This is a genomic window from Dactylosporangium siamense (assembly GCF_016862795.1).
Classification (GTDB): domain Bacteria; phylum Actinomycetota; class Actinomycetes; order Mycobacteriales; family Micromonosporaceae; genus Dactylosporangium; species Dactylosporangium siamense.
On record NZ_BONQ01000083.1, the window covers coordinates 36,077 to 59,944 of the forward strand.

Consider the following 23,868-nt stretch of genomic DNA (forward strand, 5'->3'; position numbering starts at 1 on the left):
CATGGATCAGTACGGCGAGGAGGACCCGCGCGGAAATCTCGTTCGCCCGTACGCGGTGACCCGCGGCCGGACCGAGCCCACCCGCGAGATCGCCATCGAGGCGGTGATGCTGACCATGCAGCGGGGGGTGGAGGAGAGCCGGTACGCCGGACGGGACCGGCACCTCATCGCGACCCTCTGCAACGGCCGCGCGCAGTCACTGGCCGAGATCGCCGTGCACCTGCGCGTGCCACTCGGCGTCGCCCGGGTGCTCGTCGCCGACATGATCACCGAAGGGATCCTGACCCTCTACGAGCCGCTCGACGCGGACGACACAGAGGAACGGATCAACGTTCTGGAAAGGGTTCTCGTTGGACTCCGCAGCCTCTGACGCGAGTCGGGTCACCGCCGCGAAGATCGTCATCGCCGGCGGCTTCGGCGCCGGCAAGACCACCCTCGTCGGTGCGATCTCGGAGATAACCCCACTGACCACCGAGGCCGTCATGACCGCGGCCGGCGTGCACGTCGACGACACCAGCGCCGTGCCGGCGAAGAGCACCACCACGGTCGCGATGGACTTCGGCCGCATCACGATCGCCCGCGATCTGATCCTGTACCTGTTCGGCACCCCCGGACAGACCCGCTTCTGGTTCATGTGGGACGAGCTGATCCGCGGCGCACTGGGCGCGGTGGTCATTGTCGACACCCGCCGGATCCAGGACAGCTTCACCGCCATCGACTTCTTCGAGCACCGCGACCTGCCCTACCTGGCAGCGGTCAACTGCTTCGACGGCGCCCCGGAGTACGACATCGACGAGGTCCGCGAAGCCCTGGCCCTCGCCGACCACGTGCCACTGATCCTCATCGACGCCCGTTCCCGCGAATCAGTGAAACAACTCCTGATCACCGTCGTCGAACACGCCCTGTCAGTACTGACCACAACGCCGGTGTAACCGGGCCGAACGATCCGATGCCTGCTCAGTCGATCGAGCCGGGAGCCGCCAGCCATGTGGTCGGTTGCTGGGTCGTCCGCGCGATCGTCTCGAAGTCGTGGTCATAGTGCAGCAGCGACAGACCGGACAGCTCGGCCGTCGCCGCCACCAGCAGGTCGACCGCGCTGGCTCCCTGGTGCTCCGAACCGTCCGCGAGCATCTGCTGGATCTCGGCGGCTCGATGCCACACGTCGTCCGGGGTCACCACCCACGTGAAGACCGACCCCAGCAACGCGGCATACCGGTCATGATCGGCCTTGGACCGCACTCCGCGGAGGAACTCCAGCTCGGTAAGGGTGCAGATGCCGATGACGCCGGCCCGCAACTGCGGCTGCCACAGCTCCTGCACCCGCTGGTTGCGCAGCAGTCGTACCACGGCACTCGTGTCAGCGAGGAACCGAACGGTACTCACGGCCGGTAGTTCCCCTTGTCAAGCAGATGATCGAACGCGCCGGTAGCCGCGATCTCGGTCAGTTCACCCAGCGCCTTGGCGCGACGCTGCACGGCGGCCACCTCACGGAGCGCGGTGTTGATGGTGTCCTTCTGCGTCTTCGTCCCGAGCAGGGCCGTCGCCTCCGCCAGCGCATCCAAGTCGATGTCGATGAGCTTCTTGGTCATACCAGCCCCCCAATATATCCAACTCTGACTGCTAGTATATACGTTCGACCGGCGCTCGACGAAGCCACGGGATGCCACCTTGCCGCATCGGACGGAACGCGCTGGTCGCAAACACCGCTCGGGGCGATCGGCGACCGGTCCCACCAGCCCGAACACACCAAGGTCACACCAGGCCGGGATATGCCGACGCAGGTCAGCGGGGACGTCGGTACACTATCGACTCGCGCCCTCGTAGCTCAGGGGATAGAGCATCGGTTTCCTAAACCGTGTGTCGCAGGTTCGAATCCTGCCGGGGGCACGTCACAGAACTACGAACGCGCGGCGCGACCGACCGATCACTGATCGCGGACGCCAGCTTCACGCTCTGAGTGAGTGAGGATGCCCCCAGGCGAACCGCCCGGGGGGGCATCCTCGCGTTCAACCTGATGATCGACATCGGACCCGCCCGGGCTGCGGCATGAGTGAGTAGTCGACAGGCGGTGGTCGGTCTTGACTCGCATCGGCCTGGTGATCTCAGGTACTGGCCCGTCATCCGCACCACCCGATCGGAGGCCGCCTACAGTCGCCCCGTGTCGATGTCCGCTGTCGGCCCGCGCCGGGGCCTGGACGACGATCGGCGGCGCGGGTTCGCCCCAGCATCCGGACGAACCCGCGCCCTGCCAGATCGCTGCCTCGACCTCGGCTCGCCTCGGCAGGGACTTCGACACACGCTAGTACCCGCCCGCCTCCATGCAGTCTCCGAACGACGGGTACAGGCCGCCCCCGGGGCCGTTGCCATACTGCAGCCACAAGCAGTCAATGAACCTCGAGATCAGTTCGATGATGCCGCGGGCTTTGGTGTCGGGTACGGCGAGGTCCAGCGCGCACCGGCCCAACGCGTCGATGTCGTTGCGCGGCACTTTCGTCGAGCATGGCTCGATGGCGGCCAACAGCCTGGCCTTGATCGCCTGGAGCTCGGCCGGGCTGGGCGGCGGTTGCGTCGTGCTGGTCGCCGCCACCGAGTCCGCGGCCGTCGCCATTCCCGGTGTGGAGGCGAGCAGGGCGACTGCGACCGCGACGGCTACGGCGGCTCGGGCCGCCCCGCGTAGGCCTCGAGAAGCGTGCATGACGGGCATGCTTGTCTCCGTTCTGTAGGTGCCGGGCACGTGCCGGGCAGTGGTGAGAGACGCCGCGACCGTTACCACCAACGACTTCCAAACGTCGGGAACGCGACAGTCAGTCCCGTGCCGGCGCGCAGAGCCCGCGTACGCTCGCCCGCCGCGCGTCACCTCGGCGGCCCGGCGTACGTGGTCAACCCGCGCATCGGCCCAGCTCAACGCATGGAGGCCGGCAGCGGTGACCAGGGTGTGGACGCTGGTCGGCGCCTCGGCCCGTCGCCCGCCTCGGCGGGCCGGTTAAGTGAGCTGCGCGGCGCCGAAGGAGACCGAGAAGCGTTTGCACCAGATCGTCACCGACCGCAGGGTGGTGAGGTCGGCGGCGGCGGGGATCGCGTACACCTGATCGCCCTTGTTGCCCTTGAGTTTGCCGAGCTCGACATACTGGCCGTCGTCGAAGACCTGCCAGCCGGCCTTGCCGGCGACGACCGCCTGGTCGGTGAGCCACACGCGCAGGTCCGGTCCGTCGGAGGTGTCGAGGCCCTCGATCTCCAGGCGGTGTGTGCCGTCGGGCAGCCGCACCACCCGCGCGGTGCCGGACGTGTCGTGCTCGTGGGTGACGAACGTTCCCCGCGCCACAACGACTGCCACGGGGCCGCTGGGGGTGGCGGTGGGGGCTCCGGTGCTGGCCGTGGTGGCCGCGGGCGAGGTCAGGGCCTCCCGCACGGTGGTGTCGGTGAACAGGCGCCACGGTGCGAACCAGTACAGGCCGAACCCGATTCCCACGGCGAGTCCCGCGAGCACGATCCACGTCAACGGCTTGCGCGTCATGCCTCCGAGTGAACCGGTCAGCCCGGGCCGGGGCCAGATGTCACGCGGTTACCGGCTCCTTACGGAAGCCAGCCCTCCTCGTTCGACATGGTTTCGAAGTCATGCGGCTCCAGGTGGTCCCACTCGAGGCCGGTCTTGCTCGTGTAGGCGTTGCTGGCGACGTCGAGCAGCGCCGCGGCGTGACCGCCGTAATCAACCGTGAACGGGATGAAGGCCGTCCGGTCGGCGAGCACCGAGGTGTACGCGGCCCGCCCCCCGACGACGACGGCGCAGCGGACGTAGAGGAACCCGTCGTCGCCGAGCGGTGTCCGGCTCACCGTGGCCAGGTCGCGGCGGTCCAGGCCGAACAGCAGCTCGGCGAGCTTGTCGGCGAAGCCGAAGATCCGCTCCTCCGGTCCGGCGGCCAGGGTCGCGGACAGGCGTTCATACGGCCCGTTGTCACAGACGTCGAACCTGCCCTCGAAGACGTCGATGAGGCTCCAGAACTCGTCGTCCGTCACGGTTGCGCCCTTCTTCGCCGGGAGCCGACTCTAGCATGACGCAACCTTTTGGTTGCCATTTGCGAGAGGATGTGCAACCGTTGGGTTGCGACGAAGGGAGAACGCATCATGACCGACCACACGACCGGGACCCGCGAGGAGTGGCTCGCGGCGCGGCTGGAACTGCTCAAGGCGGAGAAGGAGCTCACGCGGCGCAACGACGAGGTGGCCCGGCAGCGGCAGGAGCTGCCCTGGGTGCGCGTCGACAAGGAGTACCGCTTCGACACCGACGACGGGCCGGCCACCCTGGCCGACCTGTTCCGGGGCAACTCGCAGCTGCTCGTCTACCACTTCATGTTCGGACCCGACTACACCGCCGGCTGCCCGTCGTGCTCCTCGATCGCGGACGGCTTCAACGGCTCCGTCGTCCATCTCGCCAATCACGATGTCACGCTGCACGCCGTCTCGCAGGCGCCACTGGCGAAGCTGCAGGTGTACAAGCAGCGGATGGGCTGGACGTTCCCGTGGGCGTCCTCGGCCGGAAGCGACTTCAACTACGACTTCCGCGTGACCCACTCCGCCGACGAGTGGCGCTCCGGCAGCGTGGAGTACAACTACCGCCAGATGGACGTGCGACCGGCCGGGGAGATGCCCCCGAGCGTGATCGAAATGGCGTCGGGCGTCGGCGTCGACTGGTCGACGTACCGGCAGCAGGGCCCGGGCGTGAGCGCGTTCGTGCTCGAGGACGGCGCCGTCTACCACACCTATTCCTCGTACGAGCGTGGTGTGGACGGCATCTGGGGCATGTACTCGTGGCTGGACCGGGCCCCTCGCGGCCGCAACGAGACCGGCGTCTGGTGGCGGCGCAAGGACGAATACGCCCGTTCCTGACCAAGGGGTCTGCGGGTGCCCACCAGGGCACCCGCGTCCTCAGGACGCCAGGATGCCGGCCGACGCGGCGGCGGTGTGCCAGCGGCTGACGAAGTTGCCGAAGATCTGGCCGTAGAGGTCCTCGTCCGACAGCAGGTCGATGTCGTCGATGGGGATGAAGCCGGCGTTGTCGACCATCCCGCCGCGCACGTCGTCCAGCCGGGCGAGGACCCCGTAGTCGGCGACGCCGAGGCCGAGGAACATCCAGTACACCGGGCGGTTGCTGGAACGCACCAGCAGTTCCTTGATCTGCTTCTCGGCGTGCACGCCGCCGTCGGACCAGAACAGCACCAGCGTCGGGTGCGGCGACGGCTCGGCCGCCGTCCAGTCCAGGATCTCCTTCATCACCCGGGGCTCGAAGTTGCCGCCCTCCGCGCGCTTCTTGTCGTCGGCCTGCCGCTCCAGGTAGTCGTGCGCGGTGGTGGTGCGCACCGGCGCCGACCGCACCGGGAAGTCGCCGAAGAACCACACCTCCATCTCGCCGTTGTCGTCGAGCAGGTCGGCGATCACGACCATCCGCTCCAGCGAGCGCTGCATGACGCCGCTGCGGAACAGCTTCTTCGTCGAGCCGCTGCAGTCGATCGCGAGCACCACCCGGAACGTGCGCCCGTCCAGGCCGCTCTTGACCAGCGACACCGCGACGGCGTATTTGCGCAGGTCGACGCTGGAGGCGCCGGCGGCCGGCTTGGCGAGGCTGATCTGCTTGGCCTTGGTGAGCTGGATCGCGGGTGCCGCGGTCTGGGGTGCTTCGTCGTCGACCGTGAGGCCGACGTCGGTGATCAGCCCGCGCAGGCCGTCGGTGAAGCCGTCCCCGACGCACCGCACCTTGACCGCGTCGCGGTGCCGGTAGACGTCGCCGACGATGAGCGCGTCCTGCACGGTCGGCGTGCCGAGATCCAGCGTGTACAGCTCCCCGCCGTCCCCGTGCAGCGCGGCCCGCAGATTCGGTACCGCGGCGAACGTGGCACCGGCAACCGTCAGGCCGATCCGGACCCGGGCGGTCGCCCCCGCCCAACCACCCGGCGTCACTTCGAGGCGGTGCCGGGTCACCCCGCCGGCGGTCTCGGGCGGCAGCCAGCGCACCCCGGCGCCGGCGGGCTGGTTGTAGAAGACCATCGCCTCGTCCCCGGGCGCCCGGCCGGACTCGTCGAGCAGGAACGCCACGAGGTCCACCTCGGGCCCGGACGCATGGCTGACCACGACGGTGTACGACGGCGCCGACGGCAGTGCCGTGTTCTGCCCACGGGCCAGGATCGCAATGGTCACGCGAAGATTGCACCACAGCTGGTCCAGAGCCGGTCCAGAGCCGGCCCAGCCGTTCATGCGGCTCGGGTGGGTGCACGCCGGCACCCGACCCGGATGGTGGATCCCGTAAGCGCACGCGCCGCGAGGCGGCCCGTGACGGATCTACTGATCAAGGGAGCACCCGTGACCAGTTCCACCGCTGAACGCACCCGTACCGAAGCCGGCGAGCGGGAAGGAGAAGAGGGTGTCCTGCACCCACTGCTGCTGGCGGCACTGATGGCGCGCCGGGAGGAGCGTGGCGAAGCGCTGTTCGAACACCCGTTGCTGCTCGCCGCCCTCGCTCGTCGCCGCCGTGACGACGACAGCGAGTCCGGCATCGAGCACCCGCTCCTGCTGGCCGCGCTCGCCCGTCGCCGCCGCGACGACGACGACGAGCCCGTCATCGAGCACCCGCTCCTGCTCGCCGCCCTCGCCCGTCGCCGCCGCGACGACGACAGCGAGTCCGGCATCGAGCACCCGCTCCTGCTGGCCGCACTGGCCCGCCGCCGCCGCGACGACGGCGACAGCATCATGGACAACCCGCTGCTGTTCATGGCCCTCGCCTCCCGGAAGCGGCGGGGCAAGAACATCGTCGAGCACCCCCTTCTGCTGGCCGCCATGATGGCGCGCAACTGACCGGGGCGGCCCGTTCATCCCCGATCCCGTCCTCCGGCTGTTCACAGCCGGGGGGCGGGGCATTTGCCCATCTGAGGGAGGCATCATCGTGGCGGCTGACTCGCCCGTACCCAACGATCCGGACCAATCACACCAACATGTCGAAACGCTGATCGACGAGCTGATCCTGGAGATCCTCGACAACGCCGACCAGAGCCAGAAGGTCACGGGTCGAGGCCGCTCCCCGGCGCCCGGCGGCCTGCTCGAGGGGGTCCGATCCACCATGATGCGCGGCCGCTCGGGCGGCTCGACGCTGGAGCGGATGCTCATTGCCGAGGCCCTCGCGGGGGTGCTCGCCGACGCTATCGCACCGGCGCTGGCGGAGGTGCTCGCGCCGAGAATCATGAAGGTTCTGGACGACGGCGAGGAGGAACCGGCCGGTGCAGCGAGGCCCGCGAAGGCCACGGCCGCCCGGTCCCACACCCGCAAGTCCGAGTCGAAGTGAAGCGGCAGGCGGCGCCCTTTGTCGGGCGCCGCCTGCCGCTCTTGGTGGTGGTGTCTCAGGCTCTTGCCGCCGCCTCCCGGCGCATGATGAACGCGAACGCGATCTCCACGCACCCGATCACCAGGGCGCTGATGCCGGTCAGCAGCACCATCGCGGTCAGCGTCACGCCGGGCCACACGACGAACACCAAGCCGACGACCAGCGACGCGACGCCCATGGTGGTCAGCCATACCCGCGGCCGGCCGTGCGTCATCATCCCGATCCCGATCTCCGACACGCCGGTCAGCAGCCAGGCCAGCCCGACGATCAACGCGAGGACCACCACGCCGTTGGCGACGTCGCGTAGGCAGGCCACCCCACCGATGATCATCGCGGCGCCGACCACCCCGGTCAGCACCCGCCGTCCCAGCCCCTGATGCTCGGTCAGTGCCGCCGCCACCCGCATCACGCCGGCAACGAGCAGCCAGACGCCGACCAGCGCACCGAGGACCCGCAGCGTCTCGCCCGGCCAGGCAAGCACCACGATCCCGAACAGGGCGGTGATCACGCCCAACGTCAGGGTCTGCTTGAACGGCACGGCGGCCGTAGCCGGGGAACCGTGCGCCACGCCGCGCCGAGGGGCGTCGCCGTGTCTCGCTGAAAACGTCGCCATGTTCCCTCCTTCGCTCCTTTATCACCCACGCTTCACCCACAATCACGACTCGCCATCCCCCGTGGCGGGCGAACAGGACGGTGACGATGCTGATCAGGCCACGGGTACACCGGCATCACTTCTGGGTGACCGGACCCGACGAGGAGAGCACCGCAGCCGGCATCTACGGCGTCATCATCGGCGCGGCCGTCATGGCCTCGTCCCACGCCGCCACCGCCGCGGCCGTGATCGGGGCCGTCGTGGTCGCGCTCATCGTCTACTGGACCGCCGAGCGGTACTCCCGCCTGGTGGCGCAACGCATCCACGCGCACCGCCGGCCGACCGCACGCGAGGTGCGGGCGCAGCTGACCACCGGCTGGGAGATCGTGACGGCGTCCGCCCTACCGGTGGCCGTCCTGGCCCTGCTGCGGGTCGGGGGCGTCCCGCTCCGCGCCTCGGTGTTGTCCGCGCTCGTCTGCAGCACGCTGCTGCTGTGCCTGGCCGGCTGGGAGGTGGGCCGGAACGGTCAGCTCACCCGCCCGGAACGCCTGGTGTCGGCGCTGGTCGCCGGTGTGTTCGGCGCCCTGATGATCCTGCTCAAGATCACGCTGCACTGAGCCGTGCTTTTTTCGTCGGCTGAGAGCTTTTTCGTTGGCTCGGAGCTTTCGTTGGCTCGGAGCTTTCGTTGGCTCGGAGCTTTCGTCGGCTCAGAGCTTTCGTCGGCTCAGAGCCAGGTGGTGCCCAGCCAGACGGCGACGGCGGCGGTCACCAGGAGGCCGATGTTGAGGCCGATCAGCCGGGCCTCACCCCGGGACAGGTGGACCGCGATACCACCGACCTGGATCAGCACGAGCCCGGCCGCGGCGGCCACCGCGAGCCACGGCGCGATCCCGGTCAGCGGCGGCAGGATCAACCCGACCGCACCGAGGACCTCCAGCACCCCGATCGTCCTCACCAGCGGCATCGGCACGCGGTCGACCCAGCCCATCATCGGCTGGAGCTGCTCCTGACTCTGCGCGACCTTCTTGCCGCCGGCGTACAGGTAGAACACCGCGAGCAACCCGCCAACGATCCAGTACGCGATCTCCATGAACGCCCCTCACCAGGATGGTTACCAGTCGTAAGTAGGCACATGATGCGTCACTATCGGGGGGCCTACAAAAGGCACACGGATGTACGTGAGGCACAAGGGGTTGTCACTTGCAGTACGAGCACACCTGCATGATCCGCGGCGACGGCGGCCAGACGCTCCGGGCGATCCTCGACCAGATCTGCAACAAGTGGACGCTGCTCATCGTCGCCACCCTCGACCAGGGCACGCTGCGCTTCACCGACCTCCACCAGCAGATCCCGGGCATCTCCCAACGGATGTTGACCTTGACGCTGCGCAACCTGGAGCGCGACGGCCTGGTCGCCCGTAAGGTGCACGCCGAGGTCCCACCACGGGTGGAGTACACCCTGACCCCCACCGGCAAGAGCCTGATCCCGCCCGCGCTGGCCCTCGCGGGCTGGGCGATCGAGCACGTGCCGCACATCGAGGCGAGCCGGGAGGCGTACCAGCTGAACTCAGGCTTCGGGCAGCGCCGCGGGGCTGAGTAGCGCCTGAGCGAACCGCGCCTCGAACCGCGCGGCACCGTGGACGGCAACGGGCAGGGTGACGGCGAACAGCAGGGCCGCGACCAGGTAGAACGCCACCGCCGTGAGATAGGCGTCGCCGAGCCCGAGCAGCTCGGGCAGCCCCTGCGCGCCTTCTCCGTCGGGCAGCGCCCATCCCCACAACGCCCAGCTCAGCCCGCCGAGCACCCCGGCCCACCAGGTGACCACGACCGAGAACGCGGCGGTGCTCGGGACGATGCGCAACGACGCGTGCGCCAGGTCCCGCCACGCCTGCGGATCGGTGAGGCCGCCGCGGTACCGGGGCTGCCGGACCGGCCCCGCCTCGCTGAGCACCGCGGCGATGCGCGCCCGCTCCATACCGGCGAACGCCCGTGACAGCGTCATGGCGGCGATCATCAGCGGCACCCCGACCCAGACCACCACCAGACTCACGCCGGCGACGAAGCCGGTCATGCACAGGGTCAGCCCCGCCAGTGCCAGCGGGAACCCGGTGAGGACGTATCGGGTGTCGGCAGCGACCCGGGACAGCGGCCCGGTCGCGGGAGCGATGGTGGTGCGGGGCGTCTCGAGCAGCGTCGCGGTCATGCCATCGACGCTAGGCGCCGCCTCCGCCACAACCGATCCGGCGAGCCGCCCTCTCGTTGGTAGGGCCCACCCCAGTGCCAGCCGGCCTTCGGGCACTCTCAGCCACGATTCCCAGCCCACTCGCCGGCGAGCATGGCGAAAACCAGCTCGGTGCACCACTCGCCGTCGAGCATTTCGCTGTCGACGAAGCGTGCTTCCTGCCGCATCCCGATCCTGCGCGCGAGCTTCACCGAGGCCGCGTTGCGTTCGTCGACACTGGCGGTGATCCGGTGCAGTCCGCATTCAGGCCCAACTCGTCGAAGCCGAGTCCCAACGCCGCCCGCGCCGCTTCGGTTGCGTAACCACGGCCGGCGAAGTCCGGGTTGACGGCGTAGCCGAGCTCGCCGCTGCAGTGTTCCCGGCTGCGCCAGAACACCATCACCTCACCGACGAGCTTCCCGGTCTCTGCCACTTCGATGCCGAGCGTCAGCGACTGCCCTTCGTCGGTGAGGGCGGTTGCCGCCCACGGGCCGGCCAGTCGATCGATGACCGCTTCACGGCTCAGCGGATTGAAGGGGACATACCGGCAAACGTCCGGGCGGCTGCGATAGGCCAGCAGCGCGTCGACGTCGTCGAGTCCCAGCGGGCGTAGCAGCAGGCGCGGAGTGCGGACCGGATAGATCGGGCGGAGCTGAAGCTGTCGCTCTTCCCGCACGCCGACATCATGTCAGCCGTCGCGCACCCATGAGCCAGGCCACAATCGGACGGTCGCGCCGTCGCGTCCGCAGGTCTGTGACGTGCCCCCGGCAGGATTCGAACCTGCGACACACGGTTTAGGAATTCAAGTCGATCAAGCGAGGCGCGGTCACCCACCTGCGGTGACCTGCGCCTCGTCGGCGTGCCGGCCTTCGCTGAGTGCCCGCGATTAACCGCGGTTAACCGTGGGATCGGGCACGCAACGGGCACGCCGGCCGACTGGTTTCCGCGCGATCCCCTCAGGTCTGAAGCTCCTCCGTACACCGTCATGCACCCCTGGGAAGCGGGCCGGCGGCGGGGGTGCCTCGTGCGCGCGGAGGGTGAGGGCCGGCGCGGACGCTTGGCACCCCCGCCGGCGGTCTGCTTGGCATCGCCTGCGTGGCGGGTGTGCGGAGGAGTGGCCCCCTCCGGGACCCAGAGGCCCGCCGGGAGGCAAGAGCGTGATTACCGGCGGAGGGCGAGGCCGCGGGAGCGACGGTATGTAGTCCGGTGGGCATCGCGGTAGCTCAAATCTCTGTTGAGCCATTCCGGTTTCTCGATATCTGTTGGTCACCGCCACACCTGGCCCGGCCGACAGTCTCGACCCTGGCTGTGGCGTCCGGCTCGGTACGCTTCGCCTTGATGGATGAGACGTATGCGCAACGGGCCTACCTGGTTCTCCTGCACCGGCTGACGAAAGCCGTGTCGTCGTACAGTGATGCAGAACTCGACGCGATGGCGTTCGACCCGGACGAGGTCACCGCGCTGGTGGGGCTGGCACCGACGACCAGCAACCGGCGGGGCGAGCGGGGACGACGATTGAGCGGCTGGGAGTACAGCATGCCGGTGATGGACACCGCTATCACCGAATTCGCGATGACTGCACTGCTCGACCGGATCGACCCGTGCGCCGACGGCATCGCCGCCGCCTGCCGGGCCTTCGACCTGCAGGCCGGCATCAGGGTTGTCAACAACGAGCCGGACCACGCGGCGAGCGCCTTGGTCTTCTACTCACCAACGACCATCCAGCGGCTTGCCCGCCTCGGCGTGTGGATCGAACACGCCCCGTAGCGCTTGCCATCTCCCGGTGAGGCGTCGGAAATCGGAGCCACCGCATCCACACTGCACTACCGCGATCATCAATCGACCTTGCACTTAGCACGTCGAAGATGGCCATCACCGAGGTTGAAAGGGCGCGTTGAGGCCAACTCGGTCGATGCAGGCGCTTCGAGTCAAGCGTCGACCTGTCTGGCCGTCCTTCTCAAGCGGACTCCGTCCGGCCCGACGTGGCGTCCCGGTCGCGAGGGCTTACGGCGCTGGCGCGCAGCGCCGGGCGCCGCTTGCCCGTCGAGCCGGGTGTCCACGTCCGGGCCTGCGCCGAAGGCGCCTTGATCTAGTACAGCCATATTCGGCAACGGTCACCACAGACGACTTGTCCGGTCCCGACACATGCTTGACACTCGCGTCCCACTACATGCTTGACAGTGGCCGTGTTCGGTCGTTGATCACGATGGTTGATGAATCTCGTGGTCGGGGGGCCGGGATTGGCGCTGATCGTCATGTCGAAGGTGGAACAGCGGTATCGGGCCGTGCTTGCGGTGCAGGCCGGGGAGCGGGTCGGTGAGGTCGCGCAGCGGCTGGGGGTGTCGCGGCAGAGTGTGCATACCTGGTTGAACCGTTATGCCGAGGCGGGTCTGGCCGGGTTGGAGGATCGGTCCCGTCGGCCGGACTCGTGTGCTCATCAGGCGTCGCCGGAGGTGGAGGCGGCGGTGTGCGAGTTGCGCCGAGCGCATCCGCGGTGGGGTGCGCGGCGGATCGAGTTCGAGTTGGGTCGTAACGGATGCCCGGGCCGGGTGCCGTCACGGATGACGGTGTACCGGATCCTGGTGCGTCATGGGCTGCTGCGGCCGGTGAAGCGGGGCCGGCAGCGTAAGGACTACAAGCGCTGGCAGCGTGACGCGCCGATGGAGTTGTGGCAGATGGACATCGTCGGCGGGATCCTGCTGCCCGGTGGGGTGGAGGCGAAGGTGGTCACCTGCGTGGACGATCACTCCCGGTTCGCGGTCGCGGCGAAGGTGGTGCGCCGGGCCACCGGCCGGGCTGTCTGTGCCGCGTTCGCTGAGGCCCTGGTCCGGTACGGAATCCCGGAGGAGATGCTCACCGACAACGGCAAGCAGTTCACCGACCGGTTCGGCAAGGGCGGTGAGGTGCTGTTCGACCGGATCTGCCGGGAGAACGGCATCGTGCACCGGCTGACACAGCCTGCATCGCCCACTACGACCGGGAAGGTGGAACGGTTCCATCAGACGCTGCGTCGGGAACTGCTCGACGACATCGGCGAATTCATCGACCTGGCTGCCGGGCAGGCTGCGGTCGACCGGTTCCTGCACGAGTACAACACCAACCGGCCGCATCAGGCCCTGGACATGGCGTTTCCCGCCGACCGGTTCCGGCCGAACACCGCCACCGACGGCGCGGCGTTGCTGCCGCTGAAGGTGCCCAGCATCCTGGGCGTGACGCCAGCATCGCCGCAGCCGCCGGTGTCCGCCGCTGTGACGCAGCGCAGCGCCGCGCTGGCGCCTGCTCCGGCGATCCCGGTCGTCCCGCCGCAGGTGTCGTCCGGCCGGTGGGCCGGTGGTGCGATCGAGTTCGACCGGGTTGTGCCGCCGTCGGGGAACCTGCAGGTCGCTGGGAAACAGTTCTGGCTCGGTCCGGCCCGCTCCGGCATCACGGTGACGTTCTGGGCTGACCCCGATGTCATCCATCTGCTGATCGCCGGTACCCGGCTCAAGTCGGTGCGCTCCCATTTGTCCGTCAACGACCTGGCCATGCTGCTGCGTAACGGTGGCCGCCAGGCCGGGCCGCCGCCGCTGCCCGTAGCCGCCAACGGCGACCCTGTCGGGCCGGTCGAGGTCGACCGGACCGTCAACGCTGCCGGCCATGTGTCCCTGGGCCAGCATGTGGTGCTGGCGGCCGAGATCCTCGCCGGGCGCCGGGTGAGCATCCGCATCGACGAGCAGACCCTGATGTTTTTCGACCCGGACACGCGGGAACTGTTGCGCACCCGCGCCAACCCGCTGACCCCGGCCGAGATCGGGCGGCTGCGCTCGGCCCGTCCCGCTGGTCCGCCGCCACAGCCTCCGACCGGTCCGGTCCGCGTCCAGCGCCGCGCCTCCAACAGTGGCGTCGTCATGGTCGCCGGGCAGAAAGTCGCGCTCGTCCGGATCCACGCCGGCGAGACCATCACCATCGACGTGTCCGGGACGGAGCTGGCCATCCACTGCGACGACGGCACCCGCACCATCCGACGCACCACCGACCAGCCCGTCACCCGGATCAAAGCCCACCGCCCCCGCAAGACCGACCAGCTCTCGGCCGAGGCGCTACGAACCGCCCAGTCGCTCCGCGCCACCACGATGCACGACGCCGCCACGCTGCCCCCGCCGCAAAGTCGGGCTCCGCGCCCCAGGTTGTCGTTGGAATGATGACGAGCATGGACAGCTTCGAAGGCCGCGCCTGGCTGGAGTGGTGGGCGAACTCGTCCACCCTGCTCGACAGCGTCGAGGTGGCAGTCGTGATCACCACCAGCGGTGCCGGATGGGACGCTCATGGGTTCCTGACCAGCAACAAGGGCGAGGACCGCGAGGGGTTCGCCTTCTTCTGCGAACTCGATCCCGTCTTCATGCTGCGATTCGAAGACGAGAGCACCGTTGCCGTGACCGTGCACCCCACCGACGAGCATCGCCGGTTCACCCTGACCGAGTACACCGAGCCGGCTCAACGCCCGATCGACCACCACATCGATCTTTAGGCAGCGCCACGCCCGAGCACGTCTACGATGAAGCATCCAAAACGTCCCTAGGCCACCTGTCCAACATCAGGTGAGACGGAAACGTCAAGCATCAGGTGGGACTCGACATGCGGTTCTGTGGCATGTCTGGTCCCGGTTGATGTTTGACAGCCGCGTCCCAGCTGACGCTTGACAGGTGCCGTGTTCGGCGTCTTGATCACGAGGTCGTTGCGGAGATCTCGTTGGTCGGGGAGCCGGGATTGGCGTTGTTGCAGATGTCTGTCGTGGAGCCGCGGTGTTGGCGGTGCAGGCTGGCGACCGGGTGGGCGAGGTCGCGGCGAAGGTCGGAAGATGCCAGCGTCGACGAGGGTCATGAGCTTGCCGTCGACGGGGTGGCGGATGTGGTGCTCGTCCCCAACCTCTCTGGGCAGAACACCTAGGGCTGGCCGGGGGTGGGTGCGACATGGTGTTCTCCTGTGCCTGAGGGTCGGCGCAGGTCCAACGGTGTCGGTGAATCTGGCCTGAACGTCAATGCTGGAGGCGGCAATTGACGTGTCAAAAGCGGATTGGTTCACTGGCCTGGGATGATCGCCTCGCCGCCGGCTTCCCACCTGGAGATCATTCGCTCGCTGACGCCGAGGTGGCCGGCGAACTCGGCGAGTTGGGCGTTGCGGCGGTGCCACAGCGCGCCGAGCAGACCGGTGTGCGTCACCTCGGGCAGGTCGCGGGTGTACGTCGCCGATCGCACGCACCACGGCTCGACTGCACCGGACGGCACCTCGCGGGTGGTCACCAGCACCTGCGGCGTGGCTGCTGCACTCGAACGAGCGAGCGGTAAGTGTGTGAGGGGGTCGAACACGGTCACGCGGACGACGAAGACGTCATCTCGGCTACGACGACGGTGCAGCGGCCGGTCGTCAGGCGCCCAATGACACGCTGCACATGGCTGCTGCCGGGATCTGGACCGGCGTCGGCGGGCTGAGGTGACGACGCGGCCCTACAGGGCGACGCGGTCGCGGATGCTGTCGAGCACCGCTTCCGCCGCCCACGCGGCGGCGTCGGCGATGTCACGCCGGTCCATGCCGAACTCGCGGCGAAACGTCACCCAGGTCGCGGCGGAGTCGAGGTGACACAGTGCCACGATGACCGCCCTGCGCTGCACTTCGTCGAGGGATGGCACCTCGGCGTCCAGCAGCCGCTCGAGGTGCGGCCGGCCGAGCGACGGCGCCGCGCCGCTCACGCCGCGCATTGCCGTTTCGGCGACGACGTGCGCGAGCTCCGGCCGCTCGTCGTACCGCTGCATCGCGTCGCGGATCGCGAGGGGGATGTCGAAGATCGAGTGCGACTCCTCGCGGGCGAACACCGTGGCCTCGATCCACGTCGCGGTCGCCAGGAGCAGATCGACCCGCGTGGGATAGTTGCGGAACACCGTGCGCTCGGCGATGCCGGCCCGGCGCGCGACGAGCCGGAATGACACGTCGTCGCTGCCGACCTCCTCGATCAGCTCGGCGTAGGCGGCGAGGATCGCCGCTTGCGTGCCGCTCAGCGCCGGGACGTCCGCCGGCCCGGTCACGGCTTCGCCCACGTCGCGTCGAGCAGCCTCGCGAGCATGGTGCCGACGGCGCGGTCGAACGCGTCGCAGATCTCGCCGGCGTCCATGTCGAAGCCCGTGCGCAGTCGCGCCCAGAACATCGCCGAGGAGAAGTATCGCAGGGATGCCGCGAGCCGCCGCCGATCCCGTCGGTTGAGCGTCGAAGCCGACACGTCGAGCATCGCCTCGATCGCACGGGTGATGTAGGCAGGCTCGGCGTCGAGCGTCGGCGAGATCGCGGACGCCCGTGCGCCGACGAATGCATACGCGGGCGACGCGTCGAAGGCGCGGAAGCGGTCGTGCACGGCGGCGCGGAAATCGGCCACGGTCACGAACGGCGGCAGCGGGAAATGGGTCTGCTCAATCCAGTTCGAAAGTGCGGCGAGCAGGTGCGCACGGGTGGGGTACTGGCGGTAGACCGTGCGCTCCGAGATGCCGACCTCGTCGGCGAGGGCACGATAGGAGATGTCGTCGAACGTGTGCTCACGCAGCAGAGCCGCAGCGCTCGCCAGAATCGCGGTCGCGGTGTCGACCGGCTCCTCCATCACGTTCCCCTGCCTCGATCGGTCGCCCGGTGCGGGGGGCCGGTGACTTCCGGCGGAAGCACGTAGCGATCGGAACTGTCGAGCGTGAGCGCCAGCGACGAGACGTACTGCAACTGCCCGTGCGACCCTCGCTGGGCCGAGGCCAGCATATCCGGCCGCTCGAACATGTACCCGGTGACATGGCAGCGGAACCGCTCACCCGAGGGGTTGCCGTGCTCGTCGAACAGGGGGGCGTCGATGCCGTCGGAGCGGCGGCGGAGGTAGTAGCGCCCCCGTGTGGCGAGGGCCATGACCGGCGTGGCGACGAACGCGACACCGATCGCGATGAGCACCGAGAACGGCTTGACGGCGGTGCCGAGCAGCCCGGCGAACGCGAGCAGCGAAAGCACCGAGGCGAGTCCCACCGACACGAGCCCCACCGGGTTCCAGTCGTGCAGCATGCCGCGGCGGAACTCTGGGAAGCGCGGCGAGATGCGGAGCACCCACTTGTTGATCGCGATGTCGGTGGCGATCGTCACGAGCCACGCCATGACGACGTTCGCGTAGAGGCTCAGCACGAAGGAGATGAGGGTGAAGACGTCCAGCATCATGAGCGCGTATGCGATCACCAGGTTGAGCAGCACGAAGATCGTGCGGCCCGGGTAGTGCTTCGCCACCCGGGTGAAGACGTTGGACCAGGCGAGCGAGCCCGAGTACGCGTTCGTCACGTTGATCTTCACCTGCGCGACCACGATGAGCACCAGGGCGAGGACGATGGCGAGCCAGTTGGGGAGCAGGGTCTGATACATGCCGACGAACTGCTTGACCGGTTCGGTCGCGTTGTGCCCGAGGGTGGGATCCACCTTCACGAGGACGTAGACGGCGAGGAAGACCCCGATGATCTGCTTGGTACCGCTGAAGATGACCCAGCCGGGGCCGGACAACGCGAACGACGTCCACCACGAGCGGGCGTTCGCCGGCGTGCGCGGCGGCATGGCGCGGATGTAGTCGATCTGCTCCGCCAGCTGCGGGGTGAGGGCGAAGCACACGGCCGCGCTGGAGACAACGGCGCCGAAACTGATCGAGCCGTCGGACTTGCCGCCGAACGACATGAATGCGCTCACCGACTCGGGGTCGGAGACGAGGATCCACAGCAGTGGCAGCAGGGCGAGGGCGAGCCACATGGGCGTGGTCCAGAAGTGCAGGCGCTCCAGTGCCCGCATGCCGTAGATGACGATCGGGATCACGACCACGGTCGAGATGAGATAGCCGAGCCACAGCGGCGTCCCCGTCGCCACCTGCAGCCCCTGCGCCATGATGGCGCCCTCCAGGGCGAAGAAGATGCAGGTGAAACCCGCGAAGATCACCGTTGTGATGATCGAGCCGTAGTAGCCGAACCCCGAGCCGCGGGCGATGAGGTCGAGGTCGAGGTTGTAGCGGGCGGCGTAGTAGGCGACGGGCACGCCCACGATGATGATGATGACCGACGCGAACAGGATGCCGAGCACGGCGTTGGCGGTGCCGTGGTCGATGCCGACGCTCGCGCCGATCGAGAAGTCGGCGAGGAACGCGATGGACCCGAGGGCGGTCGCGCCGACGGAGGCCGCGCTCCAGCGCCGGAAGGTGCGCGGCACATACCGGAAGGCATAGTCCTCGAGGCTGTCCTCCGCGGCCTCGCGCGCGTTGCCTGTTCTGCTCACAATGGCATCCCCTCACGCGCTAGGCGTGGGGCATCTTCCGGTGCCGTTGTTACGACCGCGTTGCAGGCCCGGAAAACGGCAATGTCGGCTCAGATCGCCATGGCGGCTCGCACGGTGGAGACGGCTGCCGAGCCCCCCTCATCGGTCTGGGTGACGAAGCCCGAGGCGAGCACGACGTAACGCTCGGCGGCCTCGAGGGCGAAGCCGATGTGCTGCTCGACGAGCAGCACGTTGATGCCCTCACTGGCCAGCTGCACGATGGTGTGCTCGATCTCGGCGACGATCGTGGGCTGGATGCCCTCGGTCGGCTCGTCGAGGATGAGCAGCTTCGGCTCGGTGATCAGGGCGCGGGCGATCGCGAGCTGCTGGCGCTGCCCGCCCGAGAGCAGGCCGGCCTTGCGGGCTGCGAACTGCTCCAGTGCGGGGAAGCGGGCCAGCTGCGCGTCGATGAGGGCCTTGCCGCCCCGGCGCCCGTCGGCGACGAGCTGCAGATTCTCGAGCGTGGTGAGCTGGCCGAACGCCTGCTGGCCCTGCGGCACGTACGCCATGCCGCGAGCGACGCGTTTGTTGGGGGCCAGCGACGCGATGTCTTCGCCGTCGAAGAACACGCGGCCCTTCGTCGGCTTGATGAGCCCGATCGCGACCCGCAGCAGCGTCGTCTTGCCGGCGCCGTTGTGGCCGAGCACGGCCACGACCTTCCCGGCCGGCACCGTCACCCCGTGCAGCACCTGCGTGCGACCGTAGCCGGCCTCGATGTCGGTGAGCTCAAGCATGTGAGTCCTCCTCCTGCAAGTTTGCGAGCTCGGCGGCCGCCTCCTCGGGCACGGCCGCCATGGCGGCCGTGGTCGCGGCTCCCGCGGTGCCGAGGTAGACCTCCTGCACCTTCGGGTCGGCCTGGACCTCGGCCACCGTGCCCTGCGAGAGCACCTTGCCCTGGTGCAGCACCGTCACGCGGGTGGCATAGCGGCGCATGAAGTCCATGTCGTGCTCGACCACCAGCACGATGCGCTTCGCCGCGATGCGCTGCAGGAGCTCGCCGGTCGCGGTGCGCTCGTCGTGGCTCATCCCGGCGACGGGTTCGTCGAGCAGCAGCACCTGCGCGTCCTGCACGAGCAGCATCGCGATCTCCAGCCACTGCTTCTGGCCGTGCGACAGGATGCCGGCGGGCGTGGCGAGCTCGTCGACGAGTCCCGTCTCCTCGAGCGCCTGCATGATCGACGGGTCGACGCCGCGACGGGTCCGCAGCAGCGAGGTCCAGCGGCGGTGGCGTCCGGCGGCGATGTCGAGATTCTGCAGCACCGACAGCTCGTTGAAGACGCTCGCGGTCTGGAACGTACGGCCGACCCCGAGCCGGACGATCTTGTGTACCGGCCGGCCGAGCAGCTCCTGCTCGCCGAGTTTCGCCGACCCGGTGGCCGCCGACAGCCCCGTGATGGCGTCGATGCAGGTCGTCTTGCCGGCACCGTTCGGGCCGATGAGGAACCGGACCTCGCCGGGGTGCGCGTCGAAGGAGACCCCGCCGACCGCGACGAAGCCCGAGAACTCGACGTGGAGGTCGGTGACGACGAGCGAGTCGCCTGAGGAAGAGGGCGTGGTCACGACGTCACCCCCTCGAGCTGCCTGGTGGCGGCCGGCGCGGCGAGCGGTTCGCCCGGGCCCCGTCGCGCTGCCCTGAACCTGGCCGGCAACGACGACAGTCCCTTCGGCAGGAAGAGGATGACGACGATGAACAGCAGGCCGATGATGTACGTCCAGCCTTCGGGCCAGGTTGAGCCGAGGCTCGACTGCCCCCAGCCGACCGCGATCGCGCCGAGCGCGGGGCCGAAGAGCGAGGCGCGGCCGCCGAAGGCAACGCCGGCGATCATGAGGATCGAGGCGGCGGCACCGATCTCGGCCGGCGTGATGATGCCGACGATGGGCACGAACATCGCTCCGCCGATGCTTGCCATCAGCGCTGCGCCGACGAAGGCGACGAGCTTGACGTTGGCCGGGTCGTAGCCGAGGAAGCGCACGCGCTCCTCGGCGTCGCGGGTGGCGACGAGGAGCTCGCCGAAGCGGCTGCGGTAGAGCTGCCACACCACGAGCAGGCACGCGACGAGCAGCCCGGCGGTGATGAGGTACACCATGGTCCTGTTCGCCGGGTCGTTCAGCACGTAACCGAAGAAGTACTTGAAGTCGCTGAGCCCGGTGTCGCCGCCGGTCTCGCGGATCGTGGAGCTGACCAGGGTGGCGAGCGCGACGGCGAGCGCCTGCGTCAGGATCGCGAAGTACGCACCCTTCACCCGGCGCTTGAACAGCGCGTAGCCGAGGATGCCGGCCGCGACCACCGGGAGCACCACGATCGCCAGCAGGGTGAACGCCGTGCTGCGGAACGGCTCCCAGAACGCCGGGAGCGGCGCGAGCGGGTCATAGAGCACCATGAACCCCGGTACACCGTCACCGGCGGTCTCCAGCGTGAGGTGCATGGCCATCGAGTAGGCGCCGAGGGCGAAGAACACCCCCTGGCCCATGACGAGCATCCCGCCCCGGCCCCACGCCAGACCGATGCCGACGGCGGCGATCGCCCAGCAGCAGTACTTGCCGAGATTGCTGAGCCAGTGATCGGTGAGCACGGAGGGAGCGACCGCGAGGAGCAGGACGGCGAACACCCCGATGCCGCCGAGGGAGAGGTGTGGCTTCAGTTTGGTCATACCAGACTCCTGGTTCGCACCGTGAACAGGCCCTGCGGGCGGACCTGCAGGAAGACGATCACGAGGATGAAGGCAAGCACCTGCGCGAGGCTGCCGGTCGTCCAGTAGGCGAAGCACGAGAGGCCGACGCCCACCCCCAACGCGGCGATGATGGTGCCCTTGAGCTGGCCGATGCCGCCGGCGGCGACGACGAGGAAGGCCGGGATGATGTACTGCGCGCCCATCGTGGAGTTCGTGCCGCCGATGAGCGACGCGGCCACTCCGGCGACCCCGGCCAGCCCCGACCCGACGAAGAAGGTCAGGCGGTCGACGGTGCGGGTGGAGATCCCCGCGGTCTCGGCGAGGTCCCGGTTGTGCACGGTCGCCCGGATGCGGCGGCCGAACGAGGTGTACTTGAGCCAGGCCGCCAGCGCGGCGACGCAGACGGTCGCGAGCAGGATGGTGAACACCTGCCGCAGCGGCCAGTCGTAGCCGAGGACGGTCAACTGCCCGTCGAGCCAGCCCGGCTTCTCCACCGGCACGCCCTGGGACGGGAAGATCTGCAGCGCCGCCTGTTGCAGGATCAGGCTGACACCGACCGTGACGAGCAGGGTGTCGAGGGGCCTGCGGTACATCCACTGGATGATGCTGACCTCCAGCAGGAGGCCGAACAGTCCGGCGACGACGAACGCGACCGGCAGCGCGACCGGGATCGACAGGTCGCTGGAGTCGATGACCTGCTGGACGAGGTAGGCGGTGAAGGCGCCGATCATGAGGAACTCGCCGTGGGCCATGTTGATCACGCCCATCTGACCGAACGTGAGCGAGAGGCCGAGCGCGGCGAGCAGGAGCAGCGCACCCTGTGCGCTGCCGTTCAGCAGCGGTGGGATCAATGCGTCCACGTGCTCTCGCTCTCTGTGCGGGGGTGGGTGTGAGGGGGATTCGGATCCGGGTGCGCGGGGTTGCCTGCCGCAGGCGACACGCAACCCCGCGTCCGGGTGGGGGGTGGGACGATCAGCCCGCGGCCTTCACGAGCTGGTCGCGGACGTTCGCCGGGAACCAGTCGTAGCCCTTGAGGAACGGGTCGGGCTTGATGAACGCGTCGGAGGACCAGACGATGTCGAACTGCTTGCTGGCGTTGATCTGGCCGATGTGGCCCGGCTTGGAGATGTGGTGGTTCTCGCCGTCGAGCGTGACGGTGCCCTCCGGCGCGGCGAACGTGATGGCGTTCTTCTTCGCCGCGGCGTTCACCGCGGTGACGTCGAACGAGCCGGCCGCCTCGACGAGGGCCTTGTACAGGTACAGCGAGATGTAGGCGGCCTCCATCGGGTCGGAGGTGACGCCGCTGCTGTTGGGGTAGGCCTTCCAGCTGTCGATGAACTTCTGGTTGGTGTCGGTCTTGAGCGACTGGAAGTAGTTCCAGGACGCGTAGTGGCCGGTGACCTCGTGGCCCATGGCCGGCGCCTCCTCCTCGGCGATCGACACCGAGATGATCGGCGTCGTCGCCGCGGTGAGGCCGGCGTCGTAGTAGGCCTTGATGAAGCCGACGTTCGACGAGCCGTTGATGGTGTTGAAGATGAAGTCGGGCTTGGCGGCCTTGATCTTCGCTACCTGGGTGGTCCAGTCGTCCTTGTCGAGGGGTACGTACTCCTCACCGACGATCTTGATGCCGAGCTTGGCGGCGTAGAGCTTGATGATCGCGTTCGCGGTGCGCGGGAAGACGTAGTCGCTGCCGGCGAGGAACAGATTCTTCACCCCCTTGGAGGCGAGGAAGTCCATCGCCGGGATGATCTGCTGGTTGGTGGTCGCACCGGTGTAATAGATGTTCGGCGACGCCTCAAGGCCCTCGTACTGCACCGGGTAGAAGAAGAGGCCGTTGTTCTTCTCGACGACCGGCTTGACGGCCTTGCGGGAGGACGAGGTCCAGCCGCCGAAGATCGCGCCGACGCAGTCCTGGGTGAGCAGCTTCTCGGTCTTCTCCGCGAAGGTGGGCCAGTCGGTGGCGCCGTCCTCCTGGACGTACTTGATCTTCTTCTTGAGGATGCCGCCGCTGGCGTTGATCTCGTCGGCGGCCATGTGCAGCACGTTGGAGACGGTCTTCTCGGAGATCGCCATGCCACCGGTCAGGGAGTTGAGGAAGCCGAGCTTGATGGTGTCGCCGGAGGTGTCGACGCAGCTGCTCGCCGCAGCGGACCCGCCGGGCGTCTCGTCGCCGGCTTTGGCGCCACAGCCGGCGAGCACGAGGGCGACGGTCGTCCCGATGGCACCCGCGGCCACAAGCGTGCGCAGCCGCTTGCTGGTGGTGGACATATGTGAGAACTCCGTTCCTGGTAAAGGGGGCGTGACGCCTAGGTCGCGGCACGGCGGATCGTGCGGATACGCATGTCCAGGGCGAACCGCCGGCGTCCCGAGCGCCCCACCCCGTGTCGCCGGCCAGGTGCAGCCGACTGTGCAGGTGAGAGCAGGTTGACCGCGAGTCATTACTCTGACATTTCTTGACCGTTCCAACCCTGTAACCACGGACTCAACTGACGTCCAAAAGCCCTGCAAATACGCGGAAACTCGTGGAATGACGATGTCAAAGCACTGCCATGGCCGGCGATGGCATGGTCGCGATGGCACAGTTCTGACATCTCAGCGAGCAGCGTCGCGGTCGCGTCATCGGCGCTGGGCGCCGGCGTGGCAGGCCCTTGGGCAGCGCAGGCCGAGGCCGACGGCAT

At 68.6% G+C, this 23,868-nt stretch carries 29 protein-coding genes, 1 tRNA gene and 1 pseudogene; 11 read left to right on the forward strand and 20 right to left on the reverse strand.

Annotated elements, in window-relative coordinates; genetic code table 11:
- Nucleotide 1 precedes the first annotated feature (1 nt).
- On the forward strand, nt 2-370 hold the full coding sequence (locus Dsi01nite_RS26990) for a DUF742 domain-containing protein (protein WP_203849076.1): 369 nt from the start codon (nt 2-4) through the stop codon (nt 368-370).
- Nucleotides 351-932 carry a GTP-binding protein gene (locus Dsi01nite_RS26995; protein WP_203849077.1) on the forward strand — a complete coding sequence of 194 codons (582 nt, stop codon included), beginning with the start codon at nt 351-353 and terminating at the stop codon, nt 930-932. Before Dsi01nite_RS26990 ends, Dsi01nite_RS26995 begins: the two co-directional genes overlap by 20 nt.
- Before the next feature lie 25 nt (nt 933-957).
- Here the strand turns inward: Dsi01nite_RS26995 and Dsi01nite_RS27000 are convergent, their stop codons facing one another.
- Together Dsi01nite_RS27000 and Dsi01nite_RS27005 are read right to left on the reverse strand one after the other, a co-directional pair.
- Nucleotides 958-1,383 carry a PIN domain nuclease gene (locus Dsi01nite_RS27000; RefSeq protein ID WP_203849078.1) on the reverse strand — a complete coding sequence of 142 codons (426 nt, stop codon included), beginning with the start codon at nt 1,381-1,383 and terminating at the stop codon, nt 958-960.
- Entirely contained in the window at nt 1,380-1,589 is a 210-nt protein-coding gene (locus tag Dsi01nite_RS27005; RefSeq protein ID WP_203849079.1) for a type II toxin-antitoxin system VapB family antitoxin, read from the reverse strand. Before Dsi01nite_RS27005 ends, Dsi01nite_RS27000 begins: the two co-directional genes overlap by 4 nt.
- 225 nt (nt 1,590-1,814) lie before the next feature.
- On the opposite strand from Dsi01nite_RS27005, the gene Dsi01nite_RS27010 reads away from it, so the two are divergent.
- Nucleotides 1,815-1,887, forward strand: a tRNA-Arg gene (locus Dsi01nite_RS27010).
- A 412-nt stretch (nt 1,888-2,299) separates the two neighbouring features.
- On the opposite strand, the gene Dsi01nite_RS27015 is transcribed toward Dsi01nite_RS27010, so the two are convergent.
- The 3 genes from Dsi01nite_RS27015 to Dsi01nite_RS27025 all read right to left on the reverse strand — a co-directional run bounded on the left by Dsi01nite_RS27015 (nt 2,300) and on the right by Dsi01nite_RS27025 (nt 4,014).
- Complete coding sequence (locus Dsi01nite_RS27015; RefSeq protein ID WP_203849080.1) at nt 2,300-2,704, reverse strand: hypothetical protein; 405 nt, start codon at nt 2,702-2,704, stop codon at nt 2,300-2,302.
- A gap of 279 nt (nt 2,705-2,983) precedes the next feature.
- Nucleotides 2,984-3,514, reverse strand: coding sequence for a DM13 domain-containing protein (locus tag Dsi01nite_RS27020; RefSeq protein ID WP_203849081.1), 531 nt, complete (start codon nt 3,512-3,514; stop codon nt 2,984-2,986).
- Between the two features lie 59 nt (nt 3,515-3,573).
- Nucleotides 3,574-4,014 (reverse strand): DUF4240 domain-containing protein, encoded by a 441-nt coding sequence (locus Dsi01nite_RS27025; protein ID WP_203849082.1) that lies wholly within the window; start codon nt 4,012-4,014, stop codon nt 3,574-3,576.
- 108 nt (nt 4,015-4,122) lie between these two features.
- On the opposite strand from Dsi01nite_RS27025, the gene Dsi01nite_RS27030 reads away from it, so the two are divergent.
- Nucleotides 4,123-4,884 (forward strand): DUF899 domain-containing protein, encoded by a 762-nt coding sequence (locus tag Dsi01nite_RS27030; protein ID WP_203849083.1) that lies wholly within the window; start codon nt 4,123-4,125, stop codon nt 4,882-4,884.
- Nucleotides 4,885-4,923: 39 nt separating this feature from the next.
- Here the strand turns inward: Dsi01nite_RS27030 and Dsi01nite_RS27035 are convergent, their stop codons facing one another.
- Entirely contained in the window at nt 4,924-6,189 is a 1,266-nt protein-coding gene (locus Dsi01nite_RS27035) for a VWA domain-containing protein (protein ID WP_203849084.1), read from the reverse strand.
- A 162-nt stretch (nt 6,190-6,351) separates the two neighbouring features.
- Between Dsi01nite_RS27035 and Dsi01nite_RS27040 the strand changes: the two genes are divergently transcribed.
- Both Dsi01nite_RS27040 and Dsi01nite_RS27045 read left to right on the forward strand, forming a co-directional pair.
- The gene (locus Dsi01nite_RS27040) at nt 6,352-6,843 is read left to right on the forward strand and encodes a hypothetical protein (protein ID WP_203849085.1); all 492 of its coding nucleotides are present in this window, start codon (nt 6,352-6,354) and stop codon (nt 6,841-6,843) included.
- An 88-nt stretch (nt 6,844-6,931) separates the two neighbouring features.
- Nucleotides 6,932-7,327 carry a hypothetical protein gene (locus Dsi01nite_RS27045; protein WP_203849086.1) on the forward strand — a complete coding sequence of 132 codons (396 nt, stop codon included), beginning with the start codon at nt 6,932-6,934 and terminating at the stop codon, nt 7,325-7,327.
- Nucleotides 7,328-7,382: 55 nt separating this feature from the next.
- Here Dsi01nite_RS27045 and Dsi01nite_RS27050 read toward each other — a convergent pair whose 3' ends face one another.
- Entirely contained in the window at nt 7,383-7,979 is a 597-nt protein-coding gene (locus tag Dsi01nite_RS27050) for an HdeD family acid-resistance protein (RefSeq protein ID WP_203849087.1), read from the reverse strand.
- A 125-nt stretch (nt 7,980-8,104) separates the two neighbouring features.
- On the opposite strand from Dsi01nite_RS27050, the gene Dsi01nite_RS27055 reads away from it, so the two are divergent.
- Nucleotides 8,105-8,575: a hypothetical protein gene (locus Dsi01nite_RS27055; RefSeq protein ID WP_239136196.1), complete on the forward strand. Its 471-nt coding sequence runs from the start codon at nt 8,105-8,107 to the stop codon at nt 8,573-8,575.
- 107 nt (nt 8,576-8,682) lie between these two features.
- Here Dsi01nite_RS27055 and Dsi01nite_RS27060 read toward each other — a convergent pair whose 3' ends face one another.
- A complete protein-coding gene (locus Dsi01nite_RS27060; protein ID WP_203849089.1) occupies nt 8,683-9,048 on the reverse strand; it encodes a DoxX family protein in 366 nt (121 codons plus the stop codon).
- Nucleotides 9,049-9,158: 110 nt separating this feature from the next.
- Between Dsi01nite_RS27060 and Dsi01nite_RS27065 the strand changes: the two genes are divergently transcribed.
- Entirely contained in the window at nt 9,159-9,557 is a 399-nt protein-coding gene (locus Dsi01nite_RS27065; RefSeq protein ID WP_275423420.1) for a winged helix-turn-helix transcriptional regulator, read from the forward strand.
- Here the strand turns inward: Dsi01nite_RS27065 and Dsi01nite_RS27070 are convergent.
- From Dsi01nite_RS27070 to Dsi01nite_RS27075, 3 genes are all read right to left on the reverse strand, one after another.
- Nucleotides 9,525-10,160, reverse strand: a complete 636-nt coding sequence (locus Dsi01nite_RS27070) for a sensor domain-containing protein (RefSeq protein WP_203849090.1) — start codon at nt 10,158-10,160, stop codon at nt 9,525-9,527. The two genes, Dsi01nite_RS27065 and Dsi01nite_RS27070, sit on opposite strands and share 33 nt — an antisense overlap.
- A gap of 98 nt (nt 10,161-10,258) precedes the next feature.
- On the reverse strand, nt 10,259-10,390 hold the full coding sequence (locus tag Dsi01nite_RS57535; protein WP_239136197.1) for a GNAT family N-acetyltransferase: 132 nt from the start codon (nt 10,388-10,390) through the stop codon (nt 10,259-10,261).
- The gene (locus Dsi01nite_RS27075) at nt 10,387-10,854 is read right to left on the reverse strand and encodes a GNAT family N-acetyltransferase (protein WP_239136198.1); all 468 of its coding nucleotides are present in this window, start codon (nt 10,852-10,854) and stop codon (nt 10,387-10,389) included. Before Dsi01nite_RS27075 ends, Dsi01nite_RS57535 begins: the two co-directional genes overlap by 4 nt.
- Nucleotides 10,855-11,516: 662 nt before the next feature.
- Between Dsi01nite_RS27075 and Dsi01nite_RS27080 the strand changes: the two genes are divergently transcribed.
- The 3 genes and pseudogenes from Dsi01nite_RS27080 (at nt 11,517) to Dsi01nite_RS27090 (ending at nt 14,685) form a co-directional block, all read left to right on the forward strand.
- Nucleotides 11,517-11,945 carry a DUF4279 domain-containing protein gene (locus Dsi01nite_RS27080; protein WP_239136233.1) on the forward strand — a complete coding sequence of 143 codons (429 nt, stop codon included), beginning with the start codon at nt 11,517-11,519 and terminating at the stop codon, nt 11,943-11,945.
- Nucleotides 11,946-12,433: 488 nt separating this feature from the next.
- Nucleotides 12,434-13,330 (forward strand): annotated as a pseudogene (locus tag Dsi01nite_RS59200) (IS481 family transposase); the annotation flags it as partial.
- Nucleotides 13,331-14,367: 1,037 nt separating this feature from the next.
- Nucleotides 14,368-14,685 carry a hypothetical protein gene (locus tag Dsi01nite_RS27090; RefSeq protein ID WP_203849092.1) on the forward strand — a complete coding sequence of 106 codons (318 nt, stop codon included), beginning with the start codon at nt 14,368-14,370 and terminating at the stop codon, nt 14,683-14,685.
- A gap of 550 nt (nt 14,686-15,235) precedes the next feature.
- On the opposite strand, the gene Dsi01nite_RS27095 is transcribed toward Dsi01nite_RS27090, so the two are convergent.
- The 9 genes from Dsi01nite_RS27095 to urtA all read right to left on the reverse strand — a co-directional run bounded on the left by Dsi01nite_RS27095 (nt 15,236) and on the right by urtA (nt 23,458).
- Nucleotides 15,236-15,457, reverse strand: a complete 222-nt coding sequence (locus Dsi01nite_RS27095; protein ID WP_203849093.1) for a helix-turn-helix domain-containing protein — start codon at nt 15,455-15,457, stop codon at nt 15,236-15,238.
- A gap of 204 nt (nt 15,458-15,661) precedes the next feature.
- Nucleotides 15,662-16,249 carry a TetR/AcrR family transcriptional regulator gene (locus tag Dsi01nite_RS27100; protein ID WP_203849094.1) on the reverse strand — a complete coding sequence of 196 codons (588 nt, stop codon included), beginning with the start codon at nt 16,247-16,249 and terminating at the stop codon, nt 15,662-15,664.
- Nucleotides 16,234-16,800, reverse strand: a complete 567-nt coding sequence (locus tag Dsi01nite_RS27105; protein ID WP_203849095.1) for a TetR/AcrR family transcriptional regulator — start codon at nt 16,798-16,800, stop codon at nt 16,234-16,236. The genes Dsi01nite_RS27100 and Dsi01nite_RS27105 overlap by 16 nt, the downstream gene beginning before the upstream one ends.
- Nucleotides 16,800-18,479 carry a purine-cytosine permease family protein gene (locus Dsi01nite_RS27110; RefSeq protein ID WP_203849096.1) on the reverse strand — a complete coding sequence of 560 codons (1,680 nt, stop codon included), beginning with the start codon at nt 18,477-18,479 and terminating at the stop codon, nt 16,800-16,802. The genes Dsi01nite_RS27105 and Dsi01nite_RS27110 overlap by 1 nt, the downstream gene beginning before the upstream one ends.
- Nucleotides 18,480-18,568: 89 nt before the next feature.
- On the reverse strand, nt 18,569-19,252 hold the full coding sequence (locus Dsi01nite_RS27115) for an ATP-binding cassette domain-containing protein (protein WP_203849097.1): 684 nt from the start codon (nt 19,250-19,252) through the stop codon (nt 18,569-18,571).
- Complete coding sequence (gene urtD, locus Dsi01nite_RS27120) at nt 19,245-20,078, reverse strand: urea ABC transporter ATP-binding protein UrtD (RefSeq protein WP_203849098.1); 834 nt, start codon at nt 20,076-20,078, stop codon at nt 19,245-19,247. The genes Dsi01nite_RS27115 and urtD overlap by 8 nt, the downstream gene beginning before the upstream one ends.
- Nucleotides 20,075-21,169, reverse strand: coding sequence for an urea ABC transporter permease subunit UrtC (gene urtC / locus Dsi01nite_RS27125; protein ID WP_203849099.1), 1,095 nt, complete (start codon nt 21,167-21,169; stop codon nt 20,075-20,077). The genes urtD and urtC overlap by 4 nt, the downstream gene beginning before the upstream one ends.
- Complete coding sequence (gene urtB, locus Dsi01nite_RS27130; RefSeq protein ID WP_203849100.1) at nt 21,166-22,050, reverse strand: urea ABC transporter permease subunit UrtB; 885 nt, start codon at nt 22,048-22,050, stop codon at nt 21,166-21,168. Before urtB ends, urtC begins: the two co-directional genes overlap by 4 nt.
- A 112-nt stretch (nt 22,051-22,162) precedes the next feature.
- Complete coding sequence (gene urtA / locus Dsi01nite_RS27135; protein ID WP_203849101.1) at nt 22,163-23,458, reverse strand: urea ABC transporter substrate-binding protein; 1,296 nt, start codon at nt 23,456-23,458, stop codon at nt 22,163-22,165.
- Nucleotides 23,459-23,868 lie beyond the last annotated feature (410 nt).